The sequence below is a fragment of the Olsenella profusa genome (genome assembly GCF_016900315.1).
Lineage (GTDB): Bacteria > Actinomycetota > Coriobacteriia > Coriobacteriales > Atopobiaceae > Thermophilibacter > Thermophilibacter profusus_A.
The window spans coordinates 233,966-259,563 of the sequence record NZ_JACSNQ010000001.1 but is presented as its reverse complement, the minus strand read 5'-3'; the positions used below and the strand labels follow the sequence as shown (position 1 = coordinate 259,563).

Here is a 25,598-nt window from a genome sequence, read left to right as displayed (position 1 = left end):
CCCGTCGCGCATGAGCCCCCAGCCCGTAAGCTCCTCGCGCGGCGCGCGGACGGGCCCCTCCCCCGAAAGGAGGCCCCCCCAGGGCAGGCGCTCGCCGAGCGCGCAGAGCGCTTCGGCCCCAACGGGACTGACCGTGGTGAACGAGAGGAGGCTTCGCCAGAGCGCCCGTGCGCGGGCGGGCGGCACGAGCACGAGAAACGCCGGCGGCAGGGACCCCATGCGCGGCAGTTGGGCCACCACGGCCGGTATGGCGTCGAGGTGCAGCGAGGCGACCCTGCCCGCCGCCGGCAGGTCGGCAGGCGTGCTCACGTAGTCAGCGAGCACGGGCCGGGCCTCGCCGCCGACCAGAAGCAGCGGCACGAGCATCTCGCTCGCGTCCTCCACCGTCACGCCCGCAAAGACCCCGCTCCCGTCCTGCTCCGCACCTGCCAGCAGCCGCACCCAGCCGTCGAGCACCGGCCCGCGCCTCGAGGGGTCCACGAGCACGAGCTCGGTGTCCCCGGTGCGCAGGGCGAGCGGTACCGAGACGAGCGAGCCGTCCCCGGCAAGCGCCGCCTCGAAGGCGACGTCGCCCACCGAGAGCGGCCGGCCCGCAAGGGCGGCGTCGCCGAACGCCTCGGCGGCCTCCCCGCTCACGAACAGGTAGGGGCTTCCCGTAAGGTCAGAGAGCACGGCCCCCTCAAGCGCCTCGACGACGGGCACCTCTCGTTCGTAGGAGGAGACGTGAAGTGCCTCGGCCCCCTCGTGGGCTGCGAAGCGCGCACCGAGAAGGACGTGCTCGCCGTGGAGCGTCCCTTCGTGCGGCGCGCTCACCGTGCGTCACCCGCCGCGCGTCTCTGACCGTGGGCGCCGCGCACGATGCGCACGCCCTCGCGCGTGTAGACGACTGCCGTTACGAACGAGCAGACGACCCCCGCGTAGACGAAGAGGATGCCGAGGGCGCTCGGCTCCGCGTTGAGGCCGGGGAGCCAGGGCACGTCCACCAGGCCAAGCCCGCCGATCTGCGGGAGGCCGAGCAGGAGGTCGCAGAAGCCGAACATGAGCAGTGCCGTGGCGGCCTTGCCGACGTAGGCCACGTCGACGGGGCGGCAGCGGTAGCGCTGCAGGACCATGCCGCCGCAGGCGAGGTAGACGTCGCGCCCAATGACGAAGACGGGGACCCACACCGGCAGCTCGCCGACGATGAGCAGGCCGAGCACGCCGGTGAACAGCAGCACGCGGTCCATGATCGGGTCCATGATCTTGCCGAGCCAGCTCACGGTCTGCGTGCGGCGGGCGATCTGGCCGTCGAGGAAGTCGGTCGTCGCGGCGACCACGTAACAGACGAGCGCCAGGGTGCGGTGCTGCCCGCTCGCAAAGAGCGCGAGGAAGACAATCGTGAGCGCGAGGCGGCAGAGCGTGATGACGTTCGCGACGGTGAGTATCTGGGTGGAAGGGTTGCCCGAGGTCCCCACCGGGACGTCGGAGCGGCCAGAGGCCTGGCGCTCGGCGGCGTCGGCGTCTGCGATGCTCTTGATGAGCGTCTTGGTGCGCTCGGTTCTCTCTGACACGTTTGGCCCTTCGGACGGGGTGTGACTGCCATCCAAGGTACCCATACTAGCGCAATTCGAAACGCGGCCAAAAACCCTCCGCAAACGCCCGGAAAGGCCGGCGCCGCCCAGCGGTGGGCGGCGCCGGCCTGACAGACCAGAGGTTCCTCTTGCCGAGGTTCTTCTCGCCGGGCGCTAGGAGGCCGGGCAGATGACGCGCACGCGACGCACGTCGGGAAGCTCCGCGAGGCTCGCCTGCACGTCCTCGCCCACCTCGCCGGTGACCTCGATGAGGGTGTAGGCGTCGGCGCCGCGGCTCACGTTGCTCATGTTCTCGATGTTGAGGCCGGAGTCGGCCACCACCTGGGAGACGCGCCCGATGACGCCCTGGACGTTCTGGTGGAAGAGCGCCAGGCGTGCGCCCTGCACGAGCGGGCCGAGGTCGACGCGGCCGTAGTTGACGGAGTTGGCGATGTTGCCGTTCTCCAGGTAGTCGCGAAGCTGCCCCACGGCCATGACGGCGCAGTTGTCCTCGGCCTCGCCGGTGGAGGCGCCGAGGTGCGGCAGCACGATCGCGTTCTTCATGTTGGCCGAGGCGGGGTTGGCAAAGTCGGTCACGTAGCGCGCCACCTTGCCGTCGTCGAGGGCCTCGGCGAGCGCCTGCTCGTCCACGAGCACGTCGCGGGCGAAGTTCAGCAGCACCGCGCCGGGCCGCATGCGGGAGATGGCGTCGGCGGAGATCATGCCCCTCGTGTCGGGGGTGGCCGGGACGTGCAGCGTCACGAAGTCGCAGGCGGAAAGCAGCTGGTTCAGGTCCGTGACGTGCTCGATGCGGCGGTCGAGGGCCCAAGCGGCGTTGATGGAGAGGTAGGGGTCGTAGCCCATGACCTCGGCGCCCAGGGCGATGAGGGCGTCGGCCACCTCGGAGCCGATGGCGCCGAGGCCGATCACGCCCACGCGCCGCCCCGCGAGCTCGAAGCCGCCGAAGCGCTTCTTGGCCTTCTCGGCCTTCTTGGCGATCTCGGGGTCGTCGCTGTTGGCGTGGACCCACTCGGCGCCGCCGATGACGTCGCGGCAGGCGAGCAGCATGCCGCAGATGACGAGCTCCTTGACCGCGTTGGCGTTGGCACCCGGCGTGTTGAAGACCACGATGCCGCGCTCGGCGCACCTCTCGACGGGGATGTTGTTGACGCCGGCCCCGGCCCGCGCCACGGCGAGAAGCCCCTCGGGCAGCTCGATCTCGTGGAGGTTGGCGCTGCGCACGAGCCAGGCGTCGGCGGCGGACGCGTCGTCGGTGAAGGCGTAGCCCGCCTCGGCGAGCCGGTCGGTGCCAACGGTGGAGATGTTGTTCATGCAGTGGATGCGATACATCGCGCCTCCCCTAGCGCGCGGCGTGGCGCGCCTCGAAGTCCTTCATGAAGCTCACGAGCGCCTCGACGCCCTCAGGGGGCATCGCGTTGTAGATCGAGGCACGCATGCCGCCCACCGAGCGGTGGCCCTTGAGGTTGACGAGGCCGGCCGCGGCCGCCTCGGAGACGAACTCGGCGTCGAGGTCCTTGTCGCCGGTCACGAAGGGCACGTTCATGTGCGAGCGGTCCTTGGGGTCCACGGTGGACGAGAAGAGCTCGGAGGAGTCGAGGAAGTCGTAGAGGAGCTTGGCCTTGGCGGCGTTGCGCTCCCCCATCGCCGCGAGGCCCCCCATGCGCTCGATCCACTCGAAGACGAGCCCGCAGACGTAGATGCCCCAGCAGTTGGGGGTGTTGTAGAGGGAACCCGCGTCCGCCTGCGTCCTGAGGCGCAGCATCGTGGGCACGCCCGGCAGGTCCTCCGGGATGAGGTCCTCGCGCACGATTACGATCTGCACGCCCGCCGGCCCGACGTTCTTCTGCACGCCGGCGTGGATGAGGCCGTAGCGGGAGACGTCGACGGGCCCGGAGAGGAACATCGAGGACTGGTCGGAGACGAGGGTGTGGCCCTTGGTGTTAGGCAGCTCCCAGAAGCGGGTGCCGTAGATCGTGTTGTTCTCGCAGATGTAGAGGTAGCTCGCGTCCTCGCGGATCGGCAGGTCGGAGCAGTCCGGGATGTAGGAGAAGTTCCTGTCCGCCGAGCTCGCCACCGCCTGTGCGTCGCCGAGGATCTGCGCCTCCTGGAAGGCCTTCTTGGACCAGTTGCCGGTGATGACGTAGTCGGCCTTGCCACTCACGGCGAGGTTCATGAAGACCGTGGCAAACAGCAGCGAGTCGCCGCCCTGGGTGAAGATGACCTTGTAGGTGTCCGGGATGCCCATGAGGGAGCGCAGGCGCGCCTCGGCGTCCTCGATGATCTGCTTGAACTCGGACGATCGGTGGCTCATCTCCATGACGCTCATGCCGCACCCGGCATAGTCGAGCATCTCGTCCGCGCACTTCCTGAGGACCTCCTCGGGAAGCACGGCGGGGCCGGCGGAGAAGTTGTAGACGCGTGCCATGTCGCCCTCCTGCTTTAGTTGGATGCAGTGGAGCACATGATAGCCTGTGTCTTGCCCTGGTGGCGTACCTGAAACGCAGGCGACACATGTGGGCGCCCGCAAGGCCGCTCGGCCCGCGGGCGCCCCAGGTGCGAAAGGCGCTTCCCGGCGCCCCTAGTGCGCGCGGGGGCGCACCGCGCCGCGCTCGCAGCGGTTGCCCCAGGAGTCGATGAGCTCGTCGTCCCTGTAGACGCAGACCACCTCACAGTGGTTGGCGCAGCGCCCGCAGACCACCTCGCGCGTGCGGAACTCGAAGTCGTCGACGTCCCAGGCGAAGGGCCGGCGCTCGGAGGCGGGCACGTCGGCGGCGAGCAGCGCCGCGCCGAAGGCGCCCATGAGGTGGCCGTCCGGGTCCACGAGCACCTCCATGCCGAGCTCGTCCTCAAAGGCGCGCACCACGCCGGAGTTCTTGGAGACGCCGCCCTGGAAGACCACCGGCGCCTGGATCTTCTTGCCCTTGCCGACGTTGTTGAGGTAGTTGGTGGCCACCGCGCGGCAGAGCCCGGCGATGACGTCATTCTTCTCGTAGCCCACCTGGAGCTTGTGCACGAGGTCGCTCTCCGCGAAGACCGTGCAGCGCGCGGCGATGTTGGCGGGGTGCTTGGAGGTGGCGGCGATGTCGCCGAACTGCTCGACCTCCACGCCGAGGCGGTGGGCCTGGCTGGAGAGGAACGACCCCGTGCCGGCCGCGCAGAGCGTGTTCATTGCGTAGTCTACCGCCACGCCGCTCTCGATGAGGATGATCTTGGAGTCCTGCCCGCCGATCTCGAGGATCGTGCGGACGTCGGGGTGGAGGAACGTGGTGCCCACGGCGTGGGCCGTGATCTCGTTCTTGATCACCTGGGCGCCGAGCATCGCGCCCACGAGCCGGCGGGCCGAGCCGGTGGTGCCCACCGAGACCACCTCGTAGCGGTCGCGGTCCACCTGGCCGGCGAGCTCGTCCACCACGCGGCGGGCGGCGTCGGTGGGCGCGCCCTCGGTCCAGAGGTAGGAGCGCGCGAGGATCTGGCCGTCCCCGTCTATGACCACGCCCTTCGTGGAGATCGATCCGGTGTCGACGCCGAGATACGCCCTGCTCCTGGTGCTGCCTGCGCTCATAGGGTCTTCCCCTTCCTCATGGAGATCATGTCGTAGAAGGCCTCGAGGCGGGTGTCGAGGCCGGTGTCGGAGGTCTGCGAGTCGAAGCTCAGGAAGAGCGTCGGCACGTGGTAGTCGCGGCTCAGGCGCTGGAGCACGGGCATGCAGTCAATCTCGGGGGTGCAGCCGGAGGACTTGGAGTGCACCACGCCGTCGAAGCCCTCCTCCATGTAGCGCTTGGCCGAGGCGATGGTGAGGCTCGAGGTGGGACCCATCTCGTAGCTCACGTAGTCGGCGATGCTGCGCCGCGTGTTCTCCTCGCTGTAGTGGAGGATGCGGTTGGTCAGGTTGACGGCGCGGTGGAGCTCCACGTGCATGGCCAGGAGCTTCTTCTCGAGCTCGAGGTTGCTCACGGGGTCCACGGCCGTGTAGAACTCGCCGGTGAGCCCCACGCGCACGGGGTGGGCCGGCTTGTTCGTGGGCAGCGCACGCAGCGCCTCCATGCCGCGGCGGTAGGCCTGGTTGACGTCGGTGAGGCCGGTGGCGCAGCGCATGTCGTCGAAGAAGGCCTCCCGGGCGCGCTCGAAGGAGCCGGCCTCAACCTCGAAGCCCGCGTTGGCGAGGTAGGCGTCGTTGTAGGCGTCCAGCAGCTCGACCATCCGCAGGAGCGCCACCATGTTGGCCACGCCCTTCGGGACGGAGAGGTTGGGGTTCACGACCTTCTTGCAGAAGCTCACGTAGTCCTTGAAGGGGCGGCCGGCCACGGCGGAGAAGTTGAGCATCTCGAAGTCGTCGTAGCCCATGTCGCGCAGGGTCATCTCCTGGAGCTCGCCGTAGTAGGTGAGTCGGCAGAAGCCGGTGAACTGCACCAGGACGTTGGCCCCGGCCTCGAGGGCCTCCACGTAGCCGCCGAGGATGTGCTTGAACGGCGCGCAGACGTAGTCGGTGCTGTGCTCGGAGCCGATCTCGAGCGTGCGGCGCGTGGGGCGCGGCAGGCGCACGTAGTCGGCGTCGAGCACGTGCTCGACGAAGAACTGGAACGCCACGTCGTAGTAGGAGTAGTGGAAGAACGCCACCTTCTTGCGGGAGTGGCGGTCGCGCCTGGCGCGCTTTCGGGGCAGAAGCGTCGGGCGCGCCGGGCCCTCGCTCACCGTGACGCGGGCGCGCGGGGCGTCCGACTGCCTGACCTCGCGAATCTCACCCATTGAGGTAGCCTCCCTTGCGCTGGTAGGACAGGATGTCCACGAAGCTCTCCACGCGCGTCTCCACGCCGGCCGTGCCGCTCTGGGCGTCCACGGTGAGCGTGAGCAGCGGGCGGCCCTTGACGCAGCGCGAGATGGCGTCGTCGGTCATGGAGTCCGGGCCGCACGGGAAGGCGCTGATGAGCACGATGCCGTCCACCTCCTCGTGGAGGGCGAGGATCGCGCCCACGAGCTCGCGGTTGACGACCCACGGCAGCGACGCGGAGAAGTCCTGCGAGCGCCTGTAGGCGCGCTCGTGGTCGTACTCGTCCGCAAAGAGCACGGTGGCGCCGTTCGCGCGCAGGGCGTCGGTCACCACGCCGCCCACGTAGGGGTCGTGCGCCACGTAGGGATGGGCCGCCACGAGGATCTGGATCGCCCGCTCGCCCTCGGGCAGGCGCGCCGCGGAGCGGACGAGGTCGGCCTGGGCGCGGGCGAGCTTGTCGTCGTGGTCGGCCTGCGCGCGGCGGGCCTGCTTCCAGGCGGCCACGCCCTCCTTGCGGGAGGCCCCGAGCCGCGCCGCCAGGCGGACGTAGGACTCGCGCTCGTCCTTCTCGGCGCCGTCCTCCCAGAGAAGCTCGGAGAGTACCGTCACCGGGCGCTCGGCCAGGGCGAAGGCGTTGCTCACGAGGTCGGGCAGGGCCTGGAACTTGGTGCAGTAGGTGCGGAAGGCGCTCGGGCGCGCGAGGCTCGGGCAGAAGACGGCGTCCACGCGGTCGGCGAGCTCGTCGACGTGGCCGAGGTAGAGCTTCGAGGCGAGGCAGCACTCGTCCACCGAGAGCGCCTCCCCGCGCTCGAAGACCGCGCGGTCGGAGGGCTTGCTCACCCGGACCTCGCGCCCGAGCGCCTCGAAGAAGGCGCGCCACTTGGTGCCGAGCCGGTAGTACATGAGGGCGCGCGGCAGCCCGATGACGTGCGCGTCCGCGAGGGGCGCGGCCTGCGTCGGGAGGGCTGCGAGCTTCCTGTCAGAGGGCATCCGGCCTCCTTTTTGAATCGTGTTAGAAAAACCTCACCATAATAGCCCCTGCCCGCGTCCCCGCCGGCGAGAAGTACCTCGATTTCGTGGGGCCTCTGCGCGTCGCCTCGCCCATGCCTGACGGACGGCCGACAGAGGTGCCCCTTGTCCTGCAAAGCATGCATATTACGCATACTAATACATGCAACATAGGTCTTATACATGAGAGACGGCCGCGCCTAGGATGGTCTCAGACGAAGGGAGGCGCAATGGGAGAGCTCAACCAGGACATAGAGCGGTGCCTCAGCGAGTGCGCCTGCGATGCCGAGCGCGCCGAGCGGGCGCGGTGCTCGTGCGAGGAGGGACGGGTTCGGGAGACCAAGCGCGTCCTGCTTGACGAGCGCCAGCGGCTCGTGGAGGAGATGCGCGCCACGCAGCGCGGCATCGACTCCATAGACCACCTGCTGCACCGCGTGTCGACCGAGATGTAGGGGCACGCCCCTGTCAGAGAACCGTCAGAGAGAGGAGTGCGTCATGAACGACGCCCAGCTCACGCTTACCACCGAGTGGGACAAGACCTTCCCGGCCTCGGAGCGGGTCCGCCACGCCAAGGTCACCTTCCACAACCGCTACGGCATCACGCTGGCAGCCGACCTCTACCAGCCCGCTGACGCCGAGGGCCCCTACGCGGCGCTTGCGGTCTGCGGGCCATTTGGCGCCGTCAAGGAGCAGTGCGCGGGCCTCTGCGCCCAGACCATGGCGGAGCGCGGGTTTCTCGCCATCGCCTTCGACCCCTCCTTCTGCGGGGAGTCGGGCGGCGAGCCGCGCTACGTGGCGAGCCCGGACATCAACACCGAGGACTTTATGGCGGCCGTCGACTACCTGAGCTGCCGCGACGACGTCGACCCTGAGCGCATCGGCATCATCGGCATCTGCGGGTGGGGTGGCCTTGCGCTCAACGCCGCCGCGCTCGACCCGCGCGTCAAGGCCACCGTCGCCTCGACGATGTACGATATGAGCCGGATCGCGGCGCGCGGCTACTTCGACGCCGACGACTGCCCCGAGAAGCGCCAGGAGCAGCGCCGCGCCTACGCGGCCCAGCGCACGGCCGACTACGCCGCGGGCACCTACGAGCGCGCGGGCGGCGTGGTGGACCCGCTTCCCGAGGACGCGCCCTTCTTCGTCAAGGACTACTATGACTACTACAAGACGCCGCGCGGCTACCACCCCCGCTCGCTCAACAGCAACGAGGGCTGGAACGTGACGGGGACCATGAGCTTCCTCAACCAGCCCATCCTCGTCTACGCGGACGAGATCGAAAACGCCGTCATGGTGCTCCACGGGGACAAGGCCCACTCGTTCTACATGGGCCGGGACGCCTTCGCGCGCCTCAGGGGCGACAACAAGGTCTTTGAGGTGGTGCCCGGCGCCGTCCACACTGACCTCTACGACGGGGGCGGCAAGGGAGCCATCCCCTGGGACAAGATCGAGTCCTTCCTCAGGACCTACCTCAGCTAGAAAGGAACGGGCCATGCCCACCATCATCGAGAACCAGACCTTCGACGAGGAGCGCGCCCTCTACGGCGTGCGCGACGTCCTCGTCCGCAACTGCCGCTTTGACGGCCCGGCCGACGGGGAGAGCGCCTTCAAGGAGTGCTCCGACGTCACCGTCGAGCACGCCTTCATGAACCTGCGCTACCCCTTCTGGCACGACCACGGCCTCAGGGTCTCGGGCTCCGAGCTGACCGAGCTCTGCCGCGCGGCGCTCTGGTACTCCGACCACATCGAGATCTCCGACACGGCGCTCCACGGCATCAAGGCCCTGCGCGAGTGCGCCGACGCCCGCCTCACGCGCTGCGACATCGTCTCCCCGGAGTTCGGCTGGTCCACGCGCGGCTGCGAGATGGTCGACTGCACCGCGCAGAGCGAGTACTTCATGATGCGCTCCTCCCACCTGCGCTTTGACAACGTGCGCTTCCAGGGCAAGTACTCGTTCCAGTACGTCGAGGACGCCGTCCTGGAGCACTGCGAGCTCGACACCAAGGACGCCTTCTGGCACGCGCGCAACGTCGTGGTGCGTGACTCGCTCGTCAAGGGCGAGTACCTGGGCTGGTACAGCGAGAACGTGACCTTCGAGCACTGCACGATCGTGGGCACCCAGCCGCTGTGCTACTGTCGCGGCCTGCGCCTCATCGACTGCGAGATGGTCGACTGCGACCTCGCCTTCGAGCGCTCCGTGGTCGAGGCCACTATCACCACGCCCGTCGTGAGCGTGAAGAACCCGCTGGCGGGAAGCCTCGTCACGGCGCCTGCGGTCGGCGAGGTCATCCGTGACATCGAGGGTGCCGACGGCGTGGTCCGGATCGTCGGAGAGAAGGACCTTGAGGCTGACGGGGGCGACCGGCGTGCGTGCGCGTAGGCAGGTCGTCCTCGATACGCCCGGGGACGTCGCGCTGACGCTCTCGCTGGAGTCGTAGCGCCTCAGAATTCACGCTTGCCACGGCGGCCTCAGGGTGATAAAGTACTTTCTCGCACGACGGGTGGTGGCGCAGTTTGGTAGCGCACTTGACTGGGGGTCAAGGGGTCGCTGGTTCGAATCCAGTCCACCCGACCAGCGCATTCGAGGCCAGGGCAGAAGCCCTGGCCTTTTTCGTATCTAGGGCACCCGTATCACAGGGCGCGCGAGAAGAATCATGCACGGTGGGCCTACAATCAAAGGCGATATTCGCCTAGGGAATGGGAGCCGCGGCATGGAGCTCAGACAGCTGCAGTACTTCCTCATGGTGGCCCGCGAGGGGACCATATCCGGCGCGGCCTCGGTGCTGCACGTCTCGCAGCCAGCGCTCTCGCGCCAGATGCAGGAGCTCGAGCGCGCGCTTGGGTGCACGCTCTTCGAGCGCGGGAGCCGCCACGTCACGCTCACCGAGCCCGGCATGCGCCTGCGCGCCCGCGCCGAGGAGATCGTGGACCTCGTGGGACGCACCGAGGAGGAGTTTCGCGTCTCGGCCGACACGCTCGCCGGCGAGGTGCGCGTCGGCGGTGGCGAGACGCCGGCGATGGGGCTCGTGGCCGACGTGGTCGCCGAGCTCAAGGACCGCTACCCGCTCGTGCGCTTCTCGCTGTTCAGCGGCAACGCGGAGGCGGTCTCCGAGCGGCTCGAGACGGGCCGCGTCGACTTCGGCGTCTTCGTGGGGCACGCGGACCTGAGCCGCTACGAGTCCCTCCGGCTACCCGCACGCGACCGCTGGGGCGCCTTCGTGCGCGAGGACGACCCGCTGGCGGCGCTCGGGTCGGTGACGCCGGAGGACCTCGAGGGCCGCCCCCTCATACTCTCAGAGCAGGCGGGCCGCGAGATGGGCACGTGGTTCCGGCGCGACCTCGCCGAGCTCGATGTGGTGGCGACCTACAACCTGCTCTACAACGCGGCCCTGCTCGCCCGCCGCGGCGTGGGCTGCGTGGTGAGCCTCGAGGGCATCGTCGACACCTCGGAGGGCTCGGGGCTCGCCTTCCGCCCGCTCGACCCCGAGGTGACGGCTGACATCTTCATAGCCTGGAAGCGCTACCAGAGCTTCTCGCCGGCCGCCGAGGCGTTCCTGGCCGAGGTCCGCCGCCGCTGGGGCGCCTAGGCGAGCGCCGCGGCGAGCTCCTCGGAGGTGACGAGCGCAGACCCGTAGCACTTCTCGCAGTGCTCGAGGGCGCCCTCCTGCGTGCCGCAGAGGAAGGTCATCGTGGCGTCGGTGACCACGACGGAGCCGTAGCCCAGGAAGCAGGCGTCGGCCAGCGTGTGCAGGACGCAGATGTTGGTGTCGCAGCCCACCGCAATGACGGTGGTGACGCCGAGCTCGCGCAGGGTGAGGTCGAGGTCGGTCTGGAAGAAGCCCGAGTAGCGGCGCTTGGGGATCGTGAGGTCGCCGGGGCGGACCTCCACCTCCGGGTAGACGCGGGTCTCGCCGGCGATCCCGTGCTCGCCCCAGAGCTCGAGCTCGCGGTCGAGCCCGCGGACGTGCGCGTCGTTGCAGAAGATCACCGGCACGCCGGCAGCGTGGCAGGCGTCCACGGTGCGGGCCACGGCAGCGCGGTAGGCGGCCGTGGCGGCGTCGGGGTCGTAGAGCGCGTCGTCGCCCACGGCCTCGATGGCGTCGATGACGAGCAGGGCTGTCTCGTTCCTGTTGATTTCCATGGGAGGCCTCCTTCGCCCTCGTGAACGGGTAGCCTGAGGATAGCGGTTTTTCGGACGGGAGGGCACATGGCCGACCAAGGCTTCTTCGAGCGCGTCTACGACGTGGTGCGCCAGATTCCCGCGGGGCGCGTCGCGAGCTACGGCCAGGTGGCCCGCATGCTGGGCGAGCCCCGCAAGGCGCGCTTCGTCGGATTTGCCATGCACGCGAGCCCGGGGATGGCCGGCGGCGTGCCGTGCCACCGGGTGGTCTTTGCCGACGGGCGGCTCGCGCCGGGCTTTGCGTTCGGTGGGCCCGGCGAGCAGCGCCGCATGCTGGAGGCCGAGGGCGTGGGGTTTCTCCCCGACGGCCGCGTTGACCTGGAGCGCTATGGCTGGGAGGTATGAGATGAGGGTAGCGGTGCTGTGCGCCTCGAGGACGGGAAACACCGAGCGGCTCGCGGGGCGGGCGCGGGAGGTCCTTGCGGGTGGCCTGGTCGATGACGTGGCGAGCGCGGATGTGGTGCTCGTGGGCTCGTGGTGTGACAAGGGCGGTCTGGCCGAGGAGCTTGCCCCGCGGCTGCCGGAGCTCGCGGGCAGGCGGGTCTTCCTGTTCGGGACCTGCGGCTTCGGCGGGAGCCCGGACTACTACGACCGCGTCCTCGACCGCTACGAGGCGGCCCTTCCCGCGGGCACCGAGGTCGTCGGCCGCTTCATGTGCCAGGGCCAGATGCCGCCCGCGGTGCGCGAGCGCTACGTCCAGATGGCGGAGAGGGACCCCGCGCGCTTCCAGCCCATGATCGAGAACTTCGACCGCGCCGTGGGGCACCCCGACACCGCTGACCTCGACGCCTTCGAGGCCGCCCTGCGCGCGGCGGGCGTGATGGCGTAGCCGCGCGCAGGGCGGCTCCCCTACTCGATTCCCAGCCGCTCGGAGAGCTCAAGCCACTCGTCCTCGAGGGCCTCGCGCGCGGCAAGGCACGCGTCGAGCTCGGCCTGAGCGGCCATGAGGGCGGCGTAGTCGCTCGCGTCCACCTCGGCCATCGCGGCGCGCAGACGCTCCGGCTCGCCCGCCGTCTTCTCGAGCTTGCGGCTCACCGCGTCGAAGCGCTTCTTGAGCTCGCGGCGCTCCTGGTTGGTGAGCCCTCCTGCCCCCGTCCCGGCAGGGCGAGAAGAACCCTCTGCCTGCGGCTCGCCCGCAGGCGCCGCGTCCTTCTCGCCGAGAAGCCGTAGGTACTCGTCGACACCGCCCGGCACGTGGCGGACGTGGCCGTCGATGAGGGCGAACTGGTCGTCGGTCACGCGCTCCATGAGGTAGCGGTCGTGGGAGACCACCAGCAGCGTCCCGGGCCAGCTGTCGAGCAGGTCCTCCATCACGGCGAGCATGTCGGTGTCGAGGTCGTTGCCGGGCTCGTCGAGCACGAGTACGTTGGGCTCCTCCAAGATCACGCAGAGCAGCGCCAGGCGGCGGCGCTGGCCGCCGGAGAGGTCGCGCACGAAGTTCTGCAGCTCGCGCTGCTCGAAGCCGAGTCGCTCGATGAGCTGGGTGGGGCTCTGCATCTTGCCGCCCACGAGGTAGCTCCGCTTGTAGCGGCCGAGCACCTCGAGCACGCGCCAGCCGCCCTTCTCGCCGAGCGCGTCGAGGTGCTGGCTCATGAAGCCAAAGCGCACCGACGCGCCGATCTTCACGGTGCCCGCGGTGGGCTGGAGCCGGCCGGTCATGAGCGAGAGCAGCGTGGACTTGCCGGCGCCGTTGGCGCCGAGGATGCCATAGCGGTCGCCGGGGCCGATGATCCAGGAGACGTCGTCGATCACGCGCGGCCCATCCGGGTAGGCGAAGCTCACGTCCTTCATCTCGATGACCTGCTTGCCCAGGCGGCTCACCGCGAGGCGCCTGAGCTCGAGGGTGTTTCTGAGCGGCGGGTCGTCGGCGATGAGCGCGCGGGCGGCCTCCACGCGGAACTTCGGCTTGCTCGTGCGGGCCTTGGCCCCGTGCGCGAGCCAGTTGAGCTCCTTGCGCAGCGTGTTCTGGCGGCGCTCCTCCATGACCGCGGCCTGGCGGTCGCGCTCCACGCGCTGCTGGATGTAGGCCGAGTAGCCACCCTCGAAGGGCTCGATGCACCGGTCGTGGACCTCCCACATGTGCTCGCAGACCTCGTCCAGGAACCAGCGGTCGTGCGTGACCACGAGAAGCGCGCCCGTGCCCTCCGGCCAGCGGTGGCGCAGGTGGTCGGCCAGCCACTCGATGGCGGCGAGGTCGAGGTGGTTGGTCGGCTCGTCCATGAGGATGACGTCCCAGCGGTTGCAGAGCACGCGCGCCAGGTCGACGCGGCGCCGCTGGCCGCCGGAGAGCTCGCCTACGCGCCCGTCGAGGTCGAGGTCGCCCACGAGCTCGTCGAGGATCGCGCGGATGCGGGCGTCGGAGGCCCAGGTGTAGTCCGGCACGTCGCCGAAGATCGCGCGGCGCAGGGGGTCGTCGTCGGAGAGCGCGTCCGCCTGTCCGAGGTAGCCGACCGAGATGCCGCGGCGCCAGGTGACCGCGCCCGCGTCCGGCTCGAGCACGTGGCCGACGATCTCGAGCAGCGTCGACTTGCCGTCGCCGTTCCGGCCGACGATGCCGATGCGCTCGCCCTCGTTGATGCCGATGGTCTGGTCGTCCAGCACGCGCTTGCCCGGCCACTCGTGGCTCACGTGCTCGAGGCCGATGAGGATGCCCATTACGCGACCTCCTCCCCCGTAGCCAGCTGGCGCAGCAGCGCGATCTCAGCCGCCCAGCCGGAAAGCCCGTCCTGCGGGGTCTCGAGCACCATCGGCAGGCCCGCCAGGCGCGGGCTCGTGACCACGGCCTGGAAGGTCGCAAGCCCGAGCGTGCCCTGGCCGATCCTCTCGTGGCGGTCCTTGTGGGAGCCGAGCGGGTTCTTGGAGTCGTTGAGGTGCAGGGCACGCAGGCGGTCCAGCCCGATCACGCAGTCGAACTCGTCGAGCACGCCGTCGAGGTCGTGGACGATGTCGTAGCCAGCGTCGGCAACGTGGCAGGTGTCCAGGCACACGCCGAGGAGCTCGTCATGGGCGACGCCGTCGATGATGCGGGCGAGCTCCTCGAAGGAGCGCCCGACCTCGGTGCCCTTGCCGGCCATCGTCTCCAGCAGCACCACGGTTCTCTGTCCGGGCTCGAGGACCTCGTTCAGGCCCTCGCAGATGAGGCGGATGCCCTCGTCTGTGCCCTGCTTCACGTGGCTGCCGGGGTGGAAGTTGTAGTAGTTGCCCGGCAGCGCCTCCATGCGCCCCAGGTCCTCGCGCATCGCCCGCCGCGCGAACTCCACGGTCTCGGGCTTGGCCGAGCAGAGGTTCATCGTGTAGGGCGCGTGCGCCACGAGAGGGCCCATGCCGTGCCCCGCGCAGGTGGCGAGAAACGCGGCCACGTCGTCGGCGTCGAGCTCGCGCGCGTTGCCGCCGCGCGGGTTGCGGGTGAAGAAGGCGAAGGTCGTGGCGCCGATGGAGACGGCGTCGTCCGCCATCGCGGCGTAGCCGCGCGACGTGGAGAGGTGGCAGCCTACGGTGAGCTCGCTCATGAGGCCTCCCCTCCCCGCGCGGCGCGCTCGGCCGCGCGGTCCTCGACCCTGCGGCACCACGCGGCCGTCCCGGCGTCGGCGTCCAGGCGCCCGCGCGCCACGAGCAGGTCGCGCACGGCGTCGAGCACGCGGTCGGCCACGGCGGGCAGCGGCATCGTCTCAAGCTGCTCCACGCCGCCGGCGCCCACGAGGGCCACGCGGTTGGTGTCCGCCCCAAAGGTGGACTCGGGCCGGCTCACGTCGTTGGCCACGATGAGGTCGGCCCCCTTGCGTACGAGCTTCTCGCGTGCGTGGGCCAGGAGGTCGTCGGTCTCGGCCGCAAAGCCCACGACCACCCGGTCGCCCTTGTCCGCGCAGAGGTCGGCCAGGACGTCGGCCGTCTCAACGAGCTGGATGGCGTCCAGGTGCTCGCGGGACTTCTTGAGCTTGTGGTCGGCGGGGGCGGCGGGCGTGTAGTCGGCTACCGCGGCGCAGCAGATGACGGCGTCGGAGCCCTTGAAGGCCCCGAGCGTCACCCGGTGCATCTCGGCGGCCGAGGTCACGTCGGCCCGGAGCGCACCCGAGGGGGTGGGCAGCGCGCACGGCCCCGCCACGAGCGTCACGAGGGCGCCGCGCAGCCGCGCCGCCCGCGCGAGCGCGAAGCCCATCTTGCCCGTGGAGGCGTTGGCGACGTAGCGCACCGGGTCGATCGCCTCGTGCGTGGGGCCCGCGGTGATCGTGAGGTGCACCCCCGCGAGGTCGCACACGAGCGGGCGCTCGTGCGGGTTTCGGTGCAGCGCTAGGACGGCCGCCGCCACGATCTCGTCGACGGGCGCGAGCTTACCGGTGTCGTCCTCCCCGCAGGCCAGGTGCCCGCTGTCAGGGCCTATGAGGCCGACGAAGCGCTCGCCCAGGGTGGCCACGTTGGCGAGCGTGGCGGGGTTCTGCCACATGTGGACGTTCATGCCGGGCGCCACGAGCACGGGGCAGCAGCCCCAGCACGCCAGAAGCGTCGTGGAGAGGCAGTCGTCGGCGATGCCGTGGGCCATCTTGGCGATCACGTTGGCCGTGGCCGGTACCACGAGGGCCACGTCGGCCCATCGGGCGAGCTCCACGTGCGGGATTGCGGAGCCGGGGTAGGCGTAGAGGTCGTCTGCCACGGGCGCGCCCGAGAGCGCCTCGAAGGTCGCCTTGCCCACGAAGCGCTCGGCGTCGGCGGTCATGGTCACACGGACCTCGCACCCGGCCTTCTGGAGCCCACGCAGCACCTCGCAGGCCTTGTACGCGGCCACGCCCCCGCACACGGCGAGAAGGACGTGCGGTGCGCGGGCCTCCCCCTCCTGCGCCCCGGCGCTCACTCGCCGTCCTCCTCGGAGGTGATGAGCATGCGGTGGCAGTACGGGCACTCGGTGATCTCCTCGCCGTGGGCGAGGTCGTGGAACTGGCTCGGCTGGAGCTTCACGCGGCAGACCGTGGGGACGTTGCCGTTGAGCCGCTCGACCGCGAGGCCCTTGAAGCGCTTGCGGGCCGCCTCGTAGGCCTTGAGATGCTTCTCGCTGAGCTCGGAGGCGGCGGCGTCGCGCTCGCCGGAGAGCTCCACGATGCGGGCGCGCAGGCTCTTCGAGGCCTCGTCGAGCGCGGCCTTGGTGTCCTGCGCCGCCTGGTCGAGCTGGGCCTCGGTCCGCCGCGCGTTCTTCTCGGCGCGCTCGAGGCGCTCGAGGCGCTCGCGCGCGGGGCCGAGCGCGTACTCGCACTTCTCGATCCGCTTGGCGAGCGAGGTCAGCTGCTGCTCGAAGTCACGCAGCTCGCGGTGGGTGTGGTCGCCCTCGTCGGCCGCGGCGCGCACCTCGGTGACCTTCTCGTGGTAGTGCGCGAGGTCGGCCTCGGTGTCGGAGATCTCCAGCTCGGCGTCCTTGCGCCGGCCGACGATGCCGGTGAGCTCGCTGGCCACCTTCTTCCGGGCGCGGTCGATGGTGTCGAGCCGCTTGCGCTGCGGCATGGCGGCGAGGCTCGAGGCGCAGCGCAGCAGCTCGAGGTCGAGCTCCTGGAGGCGCATGAGGGCATTGGCTTCGGTCATGGTCTCTCCCCTGTCAGCGCCGGGCGCGCCCGCGCGGGGCCCGCTCGGCGACGATTGTGATCAGTGCGTCCGCGAAGGCGGAAAGGTCGTCCTCCGCCACGCGCTCGTCGAAGGAGACGCGCAGGGAGCCGAGCGCCTCGTCGCGCCCGATCCCCATGGCAAGCAGGACGTGGCTCGCGTCGAGCGAGCCGGACGAGCAGGCCGAGGCAGCGGAGACCTCAAAGCCGGCCTGGTCGAGGGCGAGCACGAGCGTCTCGGAGTCGAGGGCCGGCACGAGCAGGCTCACGATCCCGGGCAGGCGGTCCACGTCGGCGTCTGCCGGGACGCTCTCCTCGATGCCGGTGCCCGGCGCGCAGAGACGCCCGACGAGCCCGCGGGCCCGGCCGACCACGAGCGCGCGCGTCGGGGCGAGCTCGCCGCAGCAGGCCTTGGCCACGGCGGCGAAGGCGAGCGCGCCGCGCACGTCCTGGGTGCCCGCGCGCCTTCCCAGCTCCTGGCCGCCCCCGAAGGAGAGCGGCCGCAGCGGGGCGCGCCCGCGCACGAAAAGGGCGCCCACGCCGACCGGGCCGCCGAGCTTGTGGGCGGCCACGCTCACGGCATCCGCGTCGGCCACGTCCAGTGGCACGTGGCCGAAGGCCTGGACGGCGTCGGTGTGGAAGAGCGCGCCGCAGGCGTGGGCCGCGCGCGCGAGCGCCCCGGTGGGCTGCAGGACGCCCGTCTCGTTGTTGGCGGCCATCACGGAGACGAGGGCGCAGCGCTCGTCAAGCAGACCCTCGAGGGTCTCGGGCCGTACCACGCCGTCGCGCCCGGGCCGCGCGAGCTCCACCTCGAAGCCGCGCTCGCGAAGCGGACCCACGAGGTCGAGGACCGAGTCGTGCTCGATCGCGGAGAGCACGACGCGGCGGCGGCGCGAGGAGCGCCCGCGGGCGCCCTCGGCAAGGCCGATGACGGCGAGGTTGTTCGACTCGGTGCCGCCCGAGGTGAAGGTGACGTCGGACGGGCGCCAGGTGCCGCCGAGGCAGCGGGCGAGCGTGGCGCGGGCGCCGTCGAGGGCGCGTGCCGCCGCGCGCCCGCGCGAGTGGAGCGAGTTGGGGTTTGCCCCGGCGTAGTCGCTCGCCTCGTAGGCGCGCTCGGCCTCGAGCGCCTCGGGGCGGCGCGGGGCGGAGGCGGCGTAGTCGAGGTATATGCGCTTTTCGGTGCCCACGACTAGGCCATCTTGGAGACGCCGGCCTGGCCCGCGCGACGGATGTCGGCGATGGCGGCCGTACGGTCGTCGGCGCCGAAGACGGCGCTGCCAGCCACGATGACGTTGGCGCCGGCAGCGGTGACCTCGGCCACGTTCTTGGCGGAGATGCCGCCGTCGACCTCGATGAGCGGGTTCACGCCGTGCTCGTCGCACATGCGGCGCAGGCGGCGCAGCTTGCGCAGGGACGAGTCGATGAACTTCTGGCCGCCGAAGCCGGGGTTCACGGTCATGAGGAGCACCATGTCGAGGTCGTCGAGGATCGGCTCGAGGGCCAGGACCGGCGTGGCGGGGTTGAGCGCGATCGAGGCCTTGGCGCCGCGCTCCTTGATCAGCGAAACGAGCCGGTGGGCGTGGGCGGTGGCCTCGTAGTGGAAGGAGACAAGGTCGGCGCCGGCGTCAAGGTACTTCTCGACCATCTCGTCGGGGTTGGTGATCATGAGGTGGACGTCCACCGGGAGCTCCGTGGCCGCCTTGACCGTGCGGAGGATGTCGAGACCGAAGGAGAGGTTGGGGACGAAGTGCCCGTCCATGACGTCATAGTGGACGTAGTCTGCCGTGGAGACGTCGGCGAGCTCCTCGCCGAGGCGGGCGAAGTCGGCCGAGAGGACCGACGGCGCGATTCTGATCTCTTCGAGCATCAGTCGTTCTCCTTCTCTGGGGTCGTGATACCGTAGAACTCGTCCTTGGGGCGCCTGTCGAGCAGGGCCTCGATGGTCTCGCCGATCTGCGCCCCCTCGTGGAGCACCGCGTGGACGGCGCCGGTGATGGGCACCTCGACGTCGTGTGCGCGGGCGAGCGCCAGCACGCTTGACGCGGCCCGGGCGCCCTCGACCACCGAGCGCGTGCGCGCCTCGAAGGACTCGAGCGACTCGCCGGCCGCGAGGGCCTCGCCGAAGGTGCGGTTGCGCGAGTGGCGCGAGGTGCAGGTGGCCACGAGGTCGCCCATGCCGGCGAGCCCCATCGGCGTGAGCGGGTCGCCGCCGAGCGCCGCGGAGACGCGGCCGATCTCGGCGAGGCCGCGCGTCATGATGACGGCGAGCGTGTTGTCCCCCGCGCCGAGGCCCGCGGCGGCGCCGCAGGCGATGGCCACGACGTTCTTGACGGCGCCGCACACCTCCACGCCGGTCACGTCCTGGGAGACGTAGACCCTGAAGCTCGGGTTGACGAGAAGCCCCTGGAGCCTGAGCGCCACCTCGGCGCTCTCCGAGGCGAGCACCGCCGCCGAGAGCTTGCCGAGGCAGACCTCCTCGGCGTGGTTGGGCCCGGAGAGCACCGCCACCCGCTCGCGGCCGCCGAGCTCCTCGGCCGCCACGTCGAGCATGAGCGCGTGCGTGCCGAGCTCGACGCCCTTGGTGAGCACGAGCACCGGGACCTCGCACGGCACGCTGGGGGCGACGTCGGAGCAGACCCCGCGCAGGTAGGCCGAGGGTACGGCCAGGACCACGACCTGCGTACCCTCGAGCGCGTCGGCGGCGTCGGCGGTGGCGCGGACGTTTTCCGGCAGCACGTAGTCGGTGAGGTGGCGCGGGTTCGAGCGGGTCGCGTTGACGACGTCGGCAAGCCTGGGGTCGCGGCACCACAGGCGAACCTCGCCTGCACGCGGGGCCAAAAGCCCCGCCATCGCGGTGCCCCAGGAGCCGGAGCCTATGACGGCGATGGCGCCCACGCGTGCGCTCACCGGGCGTCTCTTTCCGCAGCGTCGTTCTTCTCGGCGGCGCGGGCGTCGACGGGGTCGCCGGCCTTGTGGAAGGAGAAGGGCCGCTCCTCGTGGTGGACGAGGCGGCGCACGTTCTCACGGTGCGACCAGATGACGATCACGGCGGCCAGCGTCACCGGCGCCACCGAGACGAGCGGGAAGCCGAAGAAGAGGCACCACAGGGGCAGCGAGGCCGCCGCGGCGAGCGAGCCGGCGGAGACGTAGCGGGTGGGCGCCACAAAGACGACGAACACCGCGAGCAGGCCGAGCGCCACGGGCCAGCAGAGCCCGAGGGCCGCGCCGAAGCCCACCGCGATGCCCTTGCCGCCGTGGAAGTGCAGGTAGGGCGAGAAGACGTGGCCGCAGATGCAGCCGAGGAAGACCACCGACATCGCGGTGCCGAGCACGGTGGTGTGGTCGAGGGAGGCCACGTCGCCCGAGAGGGCGAGCGCGGCGACGGCGTAGCGGGCCACGATCATCCAGACGAGGCCCTTGCCCACGTCGCACAGGAGCGTGGCCGCGGCCGCACCCTTGCCGACCTCGCGCGCCACGTTGGTGGTGCCGATGTTGCCCGAGCCCACCGTGCGCACGTCCACGTGCCCCATCGCAATAGCGATGATGAGGCCGAACGGGATGCCGCAGACGAGGTAGGCGCCAATGGTGAAGACGGCCGTCCAGAGCACAAGAGCGTCCATCAGCGCTCGCCCCCCTCGTTCTTGCGGCGGAACTTCAGGCGCACCGGCGTGCCGGTGAGGTCGAAGCGGGCGCGCAGGCGGTTCTCCATGAAGCGCTCGAAGTTGTCGTCCACGAGGTCGGGCGCGTTGCACCAGAACGAGATTACGGGCGGCTTTGAGCCGGTCTGGGTGGCGTAGTTGATCTTGAGGCGACGGCCCTTCTCGCTCTTGGTGAAGCCGCTCTCGCGCACCTCGGCGAGAAGGTCGTTGAGCTGGGAGGTCTTGAGCTGGGTGGCACGGGCCTCGGCGGCGGCCACGGCCAGGCCGAGGACCTTGTCGGTGGCGCGCCCGGTGAGGGCCGAGACGTTGACCGAGGGGATCCACGGGGCGAACGCGAGACGCTTGTTGATCGAGGCCACGATCTCGTCGCGCTGCTGGTCGGTCTCGACGAGGTCCCACTTGTTGAGCACGAGCACGAGGGCGCAGCCGCGGTCGATGGCCATGCCGGCGACCTTCTGGTCCTGCTCGGTCACGCCCACGCTGCAGTCGACCACGAGCAGGCAGACGTCGGCACGGTCGATGGCCATGAGGCCGCGCACGAGGCTGTAGTACTCGACGTCCTCGTGGACCTGTGTCTTCTTGCGCATGCCTGCGGTGTCCACGAGCCTGATCGGGATGCCCTTCCACTCGATCATGGTGTCGATGGCGTCGCGCGTGGTGCCGGCGACGTCGGAGACGATCGAGCGCTTCTTGTTGGCGAGGCGGTTGGCGAGGCTCGACTTGCCCACGTTGGGGCGACCGACGATGGCAAGGGAGAGGACGTCCTCGGCGTCCTCGTCCTCGGTCGGCTCGGGGAAGGCGGCGACGATGTCGTCGAGCAGGTCGCCGGTGCCGTGGCCGTGGCCGGCCGAGATCGGGCGTGGCTCGCCGACGCCGAGGGAGTAGAAGTCCCAGAGGCCCTCCTGCTCGGTGTCGGGGTTGTCCTTCTTGTTGACGCAGAGGAAGACGGGCTTGTCGGAGCGGCGCAGGATGCGCGCGACCTCCTCGTCCTCGTCGGTGACGCCGGTGGATCCGTCCACCACGAAGACGATGACGTCGGCCTCCTCGCATGCCATGAGCGCCTGCTCGCGGATACGCGGTGCGAAGACGTCCTTGGACTTGACGGACTCGATGCCGCCGGTGTCGACCAGGGTGAAGTCACGGCCGTTCCAGTCGGCGTCGTGGTAGGAGCGGTCGCGCGTCACGCCGCGCGACTCGTGGACGATGGCGTCGCGTGAGACCGCAATGCGGTTCACGAGCGTGGACTTGCCGACGTTGGGGCGGCCGACCACGGCGACTACAGGCTTGGGCATCTTGTCTCCTTGCTATTCCATTGGTGCTAAGAGGATAGCATGGGGCGGCGCCGAACGGTCGGTTTTGGGCGGCGAGTGCGAGAAATCCCCAGATTGGCCAGGTGCGTGGACCCGGGAGAGGCGGGCGGCGGGGCGTGGGCCCAGCTCTCCCGGCGGGCTCGGGGGCGGGACCGGACCTTCTCGGCGGCTGTTTTTTGGCTGCATATCCGGTAATGAGGCGCTTTTTGGCCGCATATCCGGTAATGCGTTGCCGCTACAGGCAACATATCCAAATATGGAGCGATGCCGCGCCACATATCCGGATCAGTTCGAACGCTGCCCACGAATTTGTCGCGAGCCCCTTCGCGGCCGGCTACGGGTCCGGATGTGTGGCGACAGAGGGTCACTCATTCCGTCATGTGGCAAGAAGGGGCATTGCACTTTCCGAAATGTGGCGATCCCGGCCCACATGTCCGTGTAAGTGGCCCGTCCGGTCGCTTCCTTCGGGAGCCGTTTTGGGCGCGGGGAGACCCGCTCGGTCATGTGCGGTGCGTGGTTTTCGCCATACGGCGGCTGCACCGTCGGCGAGAGGGGCGGGCAGATTTAAATACTAATGCTTGGCCGTTACGGCGGCACCACCTGTGAGCGGCCAGTTTGTCATGACCGGGCAGCGGAAAGAAACAAAGAGGGAAGATTCGAGAAGGACATTCTCGCCCCGGCGGCCCCACGCGCCCCCCGAGGGTCTAGCCTATGACCATGGATACGATCTTCTCACACATTACCGCTCTCGAGGTCTTCCGCTGCTGGGACTCGTTCGGTCTCCTCACGGGGCAGAACCTGGTCGCGGGTCCGGACGTTCCCGCCCGAGCGCCCAGAAAAGACCTGCTTGCGCACATCGTCTCACACGTCAGGCGGCTCGAGGGCGCTACGGTGCCGCTCCATGTGCTCGTCTCCGACAGGTCCGCCCGCTATTTCTCGGACTCCCTTGCGTCCCACGCCGCGCTCGAGCGCTACCCTGCCTCCTCGTTCGTCAGGCTTGGCCCCGGCGTCGCCTGTTCGGCCCCCGAACTGATAGCCCTCCAGATGACTGAGTACGCCACAGACATCGAGCTTCTCATGCTCATCGACGAGCTCTGCGGCCACTACGGCATCCAGCCGCTCTCAAAGGACGGCCTTGTGAAACGGTCAAAGCCCCTCACGTCCATCGAGCGCATCCGGGGGTTCCTCGACGAGACGGGCCCGGTGAGAGGCTCGCGCAGGCTCAGGCGGGCGCTTGACTGCGCGCGGGAGCGCTCGGGCTCGCCGCAGGAGAGCAGGACGTGCCACCGGCTCGAGTTTTGCCGGACGCTCGGCGGGTACGGGGTAGGCGTCGTCGGCCTCAATGACCCGATCGCCGTGAGTCGCGCGGGAAGCGTGCTGGGAGAGGCGGCGACGCGCATACGAAAGCCCGACCTCATGCTCCTCGCCCCAGGCGGGGACCGGCAGGCCCCGACCCCGTTTGAGGCGGTCGCCCTCGACTACCAGGGGGGATATCATCGTGACGAGGCCCAGCAGGCACGTGACATAGACCGGAGAAACGAGCTTCTCGCCTGCAACGTCAAGGACTACGAGATTGCAAAGGAGCACTACGACGACATGGCGTACCTCGACTGGCTCGTCTCGCGCATCCGAGCTGACCTTGGCATCGAGGAGCCGAGGCTCACGGAGAGGGCACAAGGGCTCTGGCAGCGGAGAAAGGCCGACCTCAACGCGCGCCTGGTACGTGCCGACGGCCTTCACTGGACCGCGCGCCGAGACCCGCTTGTGATGAACGGGGCTCGCGACTACAGCGGCCCCGTTGTCTCGCGGGGGCGCATCCTTTCGGCAGAGGCTGCCCGCCCACCTGGCTGAGTCCGGTCATGCCCGCTCCTGTGGCACAATGCTGCCCGAGGAGAAGGGGGCATCATGGCAGAGCAGAAGCGTGCCGACTATGCGTCAACGCGGCCGAAGGCGAACGGCGCGTGGGTCGCGGCCGTCGAGAGGGACAGCCCGGCCTGGGAGGCGGGCATCGAGCCGGGGATGCGCATTGAGCGCGTGAACGGCGTCGAGCCGCGCGACCTCATCGACTGGCGCTGGGAGGCCGATGGGGCCTGCTGCGACCTCGAGGTCTTTGACCCGCGCGACGGCACGACCACTCCCTGCACGCTGGAACGCGAGCCGGGCCAGGACTGGGGCGTCGACTTCACCGACGTGCTCTTCGACGGCATCCGCACCTGCGTGAACGCCTGCCAGTTCTGCTTCATGACGATGCTGCCCCCGGAGGCGCGCGCCAGCCTCACCCTGCGTGACGACGACTACCGCCTCTCCTTCCTGCAGGGCAACTTCGTCACGCTCACCAACGTCTCCGACGAGGAGGCGGAGCGCATCGTCACCTGCGGGCTCTCCCCGATGAACGTTTCGATTCACGCGATCACGCCCGAGGTGCGCCGCTCGCTCATCGGTCGGCGGGCCGACCGCGGCATCGAGGTGCTGGAGCGGCTGCTTGCCGCCGGCATCGAGGTCCACGCGCAGATCGTGCTCTGCCCCGGCATCAACGACGGCGCCGAGCTCGCCGCCACGCTCGAGTGGGTGGAGGCGCGGCCGAACATCACCTCCCTCGCCATCGTGCCGCTCGGCTACACCAAGTACAGCCGCCGCTTCCACCGCTCCTACTCAGATGACGTCGAGGCCTCGCGCGCGGTCGTGCGCCTCATCGAGCCCTACCAGCAGCGGGCGCGCAGAACCCTCGGTATCACGCGCTTCCAGCTCTCCGACGAGTTCTACGTCGACGCCCACCTCCCGGTGCCCCCGGCCGAGACCTACGACGGCTACCCGCAGTTCTACGACGGCATCGGCATGCTGCGCAGCTTCCTCGACGAGTCCGCGCTCGTCGCCCGCACCCGAGCGGCGGAGCTCGTCCGCATAGACTCATGCCTCGGCGAGAAGAACCTGCGCCTCGCGCTCGTCTGCGGCGAGGCCGCCGCCGAGACCATCGACGTCTTCGCGCGGCTCCTCTCGCCGTCCGGGCGCGCCTCAGTCACGGCCATCCGTAACGACTACTTCGGCGGGGACGTCAACGTGACCGGCCTCATCGTCTCCGAGGACCTGCTCGCCCAGCTGCCTAAGGACCTCACGGGCATGCTCGTCGTGCTGCCCGAGGTGATGTTCAACTTCGACAAGCTCACCCTGGACGGCGACACACAGGCCCGCATCCTCGACGAGCTCGGACGCCGCGGCGCGCTGTGCACGGTGAGCGTTCCCAGCCCCGGTGCGTATCTCGACGACCTGTCCACGGTGCTTCTCGGATAGCCGCGTCGCAAAAGGCCGCTGCTGCGTACCTGGCCGCGAGCGTGCGACTGCGGACGCCCGATCCCGGGCGTCCGATCCGCACCCCCCACCTTGGCCTTAGCCACATTTCGAGTTATGTGGCGAGAAGGACCGTGAGCAAGACCACATATCCCCAAAAGCGAGGATTTCAGCGGTACATCACCGGATATGTGGCGAGGGGCTGCAACACATCCGGAAATGTGGCAAAAAAACA

At 69.8% G+C, this 25,598-nt stretch carries 25 protein-coding genes and 1 tRNA gene; 9 read left to right on the top strand and 17 right to left on the bottom strand.

The genetic code is table 11. The features are described from left to right. The 7 genes from H9X80_RS01180 to H9X80_RS01150 form a co-directional block, all read right to left on the bottom strand. A partial coding sequence (locus H9X80_RS01180; RefSeq protein ID WP_204792515.1) for an aminomethyl transferase family protein occupies window positions 1-813 on the bottom strand: 813 nt, incomplete at its 3' end. Beyond that, a complete protein-coding gene (locus H9X80_RS01175; RefSeq protein WP_342590841.1) occupies window positions 810-1,550 on the bottom strand; it encodes a CDP-alcohol phosphatidyltransferase family protein in 741 nt (246 codons plus the stop codon). The genes H9X80_RS01180 and H9X80_RS01175, both read right to left, overlap by 4 nt. Window positions 1,551-1,724: 174 nt before the next feature. Beyond that, complete coding sequence (locus H9X80_RS01170; protein WP_204792513.1) at window positions 1,725-2,900, bottom strand: 3-phosphoglycerate dehydrogenase family protein; 1,176 nt, start codon at window positions 2,898-2,900, stop codon at window positions 1,725-1,727. A 10-nt stretch (window positions 2,901-2,910) separates the two neighbouring features. Further along, window positions 2,911-3,996, bottom strand: coding sequence for a 3-phosphoserine/phosphohydroxythreonine transaminase (gene serC / locus H9X80_RS01165; RefSeq protein WP_204792512.1), 1,086 nt, complete (start codon window positions 3,994-3,996; stop codon window positions 2,911-2,913). Window positions 3,997-4,149: 153 nt separating this feature from the next. Then, the gene (locus tag H9X80_RS01160; RefSeq protein ID WP_204792511.1) at window positions 4,150-5,133 is read right to left on the bottom strand and encodes an acyl-CoA dehydratase activase; all 984 of its coding nucleotides are present in this window, start codon (window positions 5,131-5,133) and stop codon (window positions 4,150-4,152) included. After that, window positions 5,130-6,317: a hypothetical protein gene (locus H9X80_RS01155; protein WP_204792510.1), complete on the bottom strand. Its 1,188-nt coding sequence runs from the start codon at window positions 6,315-6,317 to the stop codon at window positions 5,130-5,132. Before H9X80_RS01155 ends, H9X80_RS01160 begins: the two co-directional genes overlap by 4 nt. Further along, window positions 6,310-7,329 (bottom strand): acyl-CoA dehydratase activase-related protein, encoded by a 1,020-nt coding sequence (locus H9X80_RS01150; protein ID WP_204792509.1) that lies wholly within the window; start codon window positions 7,327-7,329, stop codon window positions 6,310-6,312. The genes H9X80_RS01155 and H9X80_RS01150 overlap by 8 nt, the downstream gene beginning before the upstream one ends. Window positions 7,330-7,577: 248 nt before the next feature. Between H9X80_RS01150 and H9X80_RS01145 the strand changes: the two genes are divergently transcribed. From H9X80_RS01145 to H9X80_RS01125, 5 genes are all read left to right on the top strand, one after another. Continuing rightward, complete coding sequence (locus H9X80_RS01145) at window positions 7,578-7,799, top strand: hypothetical protein (protein ID WP_204792508.1); 222 nt, start codon at window positions 7,578-7,580, stop codon at window positions 7,797-7,799. A 43-nt stretch (window positions 7,800-7,842) separates the two neighbouring features. After that, window positions 7,843-8,826, top strand: a complete 984-nt coding sequence (locus tag H9X80_RS01140; RefSeq protein ID WP_204792507.1) for an alpha/beta hydrolase — start codon at window positions 7,843-7,845, stop codon at window positions 8,824-8,826. A gap of 13 nt (window positions 8,827-8,839) precedes the next feature. After that, a complete protein-coding gene (locus H9X80_RS01135; RefSeq protein ID WP_204792506.1) occupies window positions 8,840-9,727 on the top strand; it encodes a DUF3737 family protein in 888 nt (295 codons plus the stop codon). Between the two features lie 118 nt (window positions 9,728-9,845). After that, window positions 9,846-9,922, top strand: a tRNA-Pro gene (locus H9X80_RS01130). 136 nt (window positions 9,923-10,058) lie between these two features. Further along, a complete protein-coding gene (locus H9X80_RS01125; RefSeq protein ID WP_204792505.1) occupies window positions 10,059-10,934 on the top strand; it encodes a LysR family transcriptional regulator in 876 nt (291 codons plus the stop codon). Here the strand turns inward: H9X80_RS01125 and H9X80_RS01120 are convergent. Then, window positions 10,931-11,488, bottom strand: a complete 558-nt coding sequence (locus tag H9X80_RS01120) for a cysteine hydrolase family protein (RefSeq protein ID WP_204792504.1) — start codon at window positions 11,486-11,488, stop codon at window positions 10,931-10,933. The two genes, H9X80_RS01125 and H9X80_RS01120, sit on opposite strands and share 4 nt — an antisense overlap. Window positions 11,489-11,554: 66 nt before the next feature. On the opposite strand from H9X80_RS01120, the gene H9X80_RS01115 reads away from it, so the two are divergent. Together H9X80_RS01115 and bilS are read left to right on the top strand one after the other, a co-directional pair. Next, complete coding sequence (locus H9X80_RS01115; RefSeq protein WP_204792503.1) at window positions 11,555-11,872, top strand: MGMT family protein; 318 nt, start codon at window positions 11,555-11,557, stop codon at window positions 11,870-11,872. A 1-nt stretch (window position 11,873) separates the two neighbouring features. Beyond that, on the top strand, window positions 11,874-12,356 hold the full coding sequence (bilS, locus tag H9X80_RS01110) for a flavodoxin family protein BilS (RefSeq protein WP_204792502.1): 483 nt from the start codon (window positions 11,874-11,876) through the stop codon (window positions 12,354-12,356). A gap of 20 nt (window positions 12,357-12,376) precedes the next feature. On the opposite strand, the gene H9X80_RS01105 is transcribed toward bilS, so the two are convergent. The 9 genes from H9X80_RS01105 to der are packed head-to-tail and all read right to left on the bottom strand — an operon-like array spanning window position 12,377 to window position 22,060. Further along, entirely contained in the window at window positions 12,377-14,182 is a 1,806-nt protein-coding gene (locus H9X80_RS01105; RefSeq protein ID WP_204792501.1) for an ABC-F family ATP-binding cassette domain-containing protein, read from the bottom strand. Then, window positions 14,182-15,036, bottom strand: a complete 855-nt coding sequence (locus H9X80_RS01100; protein WP_204792500.1) for a deoxyribonuclease IV — start codon at window positions 15,034-15,036, stop codon at window positions 14,182-14,184. The genes H9X80_RS01105 and H9X80_RS01100 overlap by 1 nt, the downstream gene beginning before the upstream one ends. After that, window positions 15,033-16,373, bottom strand: coding sequence for a bifunctional phosphopantothenoylcysteine decarboxylase/phosphopantothenate--cysteine ligase CoaBC (gene coaBC, locus H9X80_RS01095; RefSeq protein WP_204792499.1), 1,341 nt, complete (start codon window positions 16,371-16,373; stop codon window positions 15,033-15,035). The genes H9X80_RS01100 and coaBC overlap by 4 nt, the downstream gene beginning before the upstream one ends. Next, entirely contained in the window at window positions 16,370-17,092 is a 723-nt protein-coding gene (locus H9X80_RS01090) for a zinc ribbon domain-containing protein (protein WP_204792498.1), read from the bottom strand. Before H9X80_RS01090 ends, coaBC begins: the two co-directional genes overlap by 4 nt. Before the next feature lie 13 nt (window positions 17,093-17,105). Continuing rightward, window positions 17,106-18,296 carry an aminotransferase class V-fold PLP-dependent enzyme gene (locus H9X80_RS01085; protein ID WP_204792497.1) on the bottom strand — a complete coding sequence of 397 codons (1,191 nt, stop codon included), beginning with the start codon at window positions 18,294-18,296 and terminating at the stop codon, window positions 17,106-17,108. 2 nt (window positions 18,297-18,298) lie between these two features. Then, the gene (gene rpe, locus H9X80_RS01080; RefSeq protein WP_204792496.1) at window positions 18,299-18,976 is read right to left on the bottom strand and encodes a ribulose-phosphate 3-epimerase; all 678 of its coding nucleotides are present in this window, start codon (window positions 18,974-18,976) and stop codon (window positions 18,299-18,301) included. Continuing rightward, entirely contained in the window at window positions 18,976-20,016 is a 1,041-nt protein-coding gene (locus H9X80_RS01075) for an NAD(P)H-dependent glycerol-3-phosphate dehydrogenase (RefSeq protein ID WP_342590840.1), read from the bottom strand. Before H9X80_RS01075 ends, rpe begins: the two co-directional genes overlap by 1 nt. Beyond that, window positions 20,013-20,729: a glycerol-3-phosphate acyltransferase gene (locus H9X80_RS01070; protein WP_204792495.1), complete on the bottom strand. Its 717-nt coding sequence runs from the start codon at window positions 20,727-20,729 to the stop codon at window positions 20,013-20,015. Before H9X80_RS01070 ends, H9X80_RS01075 begins: the two co-directional genes overlap by 4 nt. Further along, entirely contained in the window at window positions 20,729-22,060 is a 1,332-nt protein-coding gene (gene der / locus H9X80_RS01065; protein ID WP_204792494.1) for a ribosome biogenesis GTPase Der, read from the bottom strand. Before der ends, H9X80_RS01070 begins: the two co-directional genes overlap by 1 nt. A 729-nt stretch (window positions 22,061-22,789) precedes the next feature. Between der and H9X80_RS01060 the strand changes: the two genes are divergently transcribed. Further along, the gene (locus H9X80_RS01060; RefSeq protein ID WP_204792493.1) at window positions 22,790-23,929 is read left to right on the top strand and encodes a hypothetical protein; all 1,140 of its coding nucleotides are present in this window, start codon (window positions 22,790-22,792) and stop codon (window positions 23,927-23,929) included. Between the two features lie 54 nt (window positions 23,930-23,983). Then, window positions 23,984-25,366, top strand: a complete 1,383-nt coding sequence (locus tag H9X80_RS01055; protein ID WP_204792492.1) for a DUF512 domain-containing protein — start codon at window positions 23,984-23,986, stop codon at window positions 25,364-25,366. Window positions 25,367-25,598 lie beyond the last annotated feature (232 nt).

Excerpts from the sequence above, each read along its gene's own strand:
- H9X80_RS01170 (WP_204792513.1), bottom strand. The coding sequence starts at position 2,900 with ATGTATCGCATCCACTGCATGAACAACATCTCCACCGTTGGCACCGAC.
- serC (WP_204792512.1), bottom strand. The coding sequence starts at position 3,996 with ATGGCACGCGTCTACAACTTCTCCGCCGGCCCCGCCGTGCTTCCCGAG.
- H9X80_RS01160 (WP_204792511.1), bottom strand. The coding sequence starts at position 5,133 with ATGAGCGCAGGCAGCACCAGGAGCAGGGCGTATCTCGGCGTCGACACC.
- H9X80_RS01155 (WP_204792510.1), bottom strand. The coding sequence starts at position 6,317 with ATGGGTGAGATTCGCGAGGTCAGGCAGTCGGACGCCCCGCGCGCCCGC.
- H9X80_RS01150 (WP_204792509.1), bottom strand. The coding sequence starts at position 7,329 with ATGCCCTCTGACAGGAAGCTCGCAGCCCTCCCGACGCAGGCCGCGCCC.
- H9X80_RS01145 (WP_204792508.1), top strand. The coding sequence starts at position 7,578 with ATGGGAGAGCTCAACCAGGACATAGAGCGGTGCCTCAGCGAGTGCGCC.
- H9X80_RS01140 (WP_204792507.1), top strand. The coding sequence starts at position 7,843 with ATGAACGACGCCCAGCTCACGCTTACCACCGAGTGGGACAAGACCTTC.
- H9X80_RS01135 (WP_204792506.1), top strand. The coding sequence starts at position 8,840 with ATGCCCACCATCATCGAGAACCAGACCTTCGACGAGGAGCGCGCCCTC.
- H9X80_RS01125 (WP_204792505.1), top strand. The coding sequence starts at position 10,059 with ATGGAGCTCAGACAGCTGCAGTACTTCCTCATGGTGGCCCGCGAGGGG.
- H9X80_RS01120 (WP_204792504.1), bottom strand. The coding sequence starts at position 11,488 with ATGGAAATCAACAGGAACGAGACAGCCCTGCTCGTCATCGACGCCATC.
- H9X80_RS01115 (WP_204792503.1), top strand. The coding sequence starts at position 11,555 with ATGGCCGACCAAGGCTTCTTCGAGCGCGTCTACGACGTGGTGCGCCAG.
- bilS (WP_204792502.1), top strand. The coding sequence starts at position 11,874 with ATGAGGGTAGCGGTGCTGTGCGCCTCGAGGACGGGAAACACCGAGCGG.
- H9X80_RS01105 (WP_204792501.1), bottom strand. The coding sequence starts at position 14,182 with ATGGGCATCCTCATCGGCCTCGAGCACGTGAGCCACGAGTGGCCGGGC.
- H9X80_RS01100 (WP_204792500.1), bottom strand. The coding sequence starts at position 15,036 with ATGAGCGAGCTCACCGTAGGCTGCCACCTCTCCACGTCGCGCGGCTAC.
- H9X80_RS01090 (WP_204792498.1), bottom strand. The coding sequence starts at position 17,092 with ATGACCGAAGCCAATGCCCTCATGCGCCTCCAGGAGCTCGACCTCGAG.
- rpe (WP_204792496.1), bottom strand. The coding sequence starts at position 18,976 with ATGCTCGAAGAGATCAGAATCGCGCCGTCGGTCCTCTCGGCCGACTTC.
- H9X80_RS01070 (WP_204792495.1), bottom strand. The coding sequence starts at position 20,729 with ATGGACGCTCTTGTGCTCTGGACGGCCGTCTTCACCATTGGCGCCTAC.
- der (WP_204792494.1), bottom strand. The coding sequence starts at position 22,060 with ATGCCCAAGCCTGTAGTCGCCGTGGTCGGCCGCCCCAACGTCGGCAAG.
- H9X80_RS01060 (WP_204792493.1), top strand. The coding sequence starts at position 22,790 with ATGACCATGGATACGATCTTCTCACACATTACCGCTCTCGAGGTCTTC.
- H9X80_RS01055 (WP_204792492.1), top strand. The coding sequence starts at position 23,984 with ATGGCAGAGCAGAAGCGTGCCGACTATGCGTCAACGCGGCCGAAGGCG.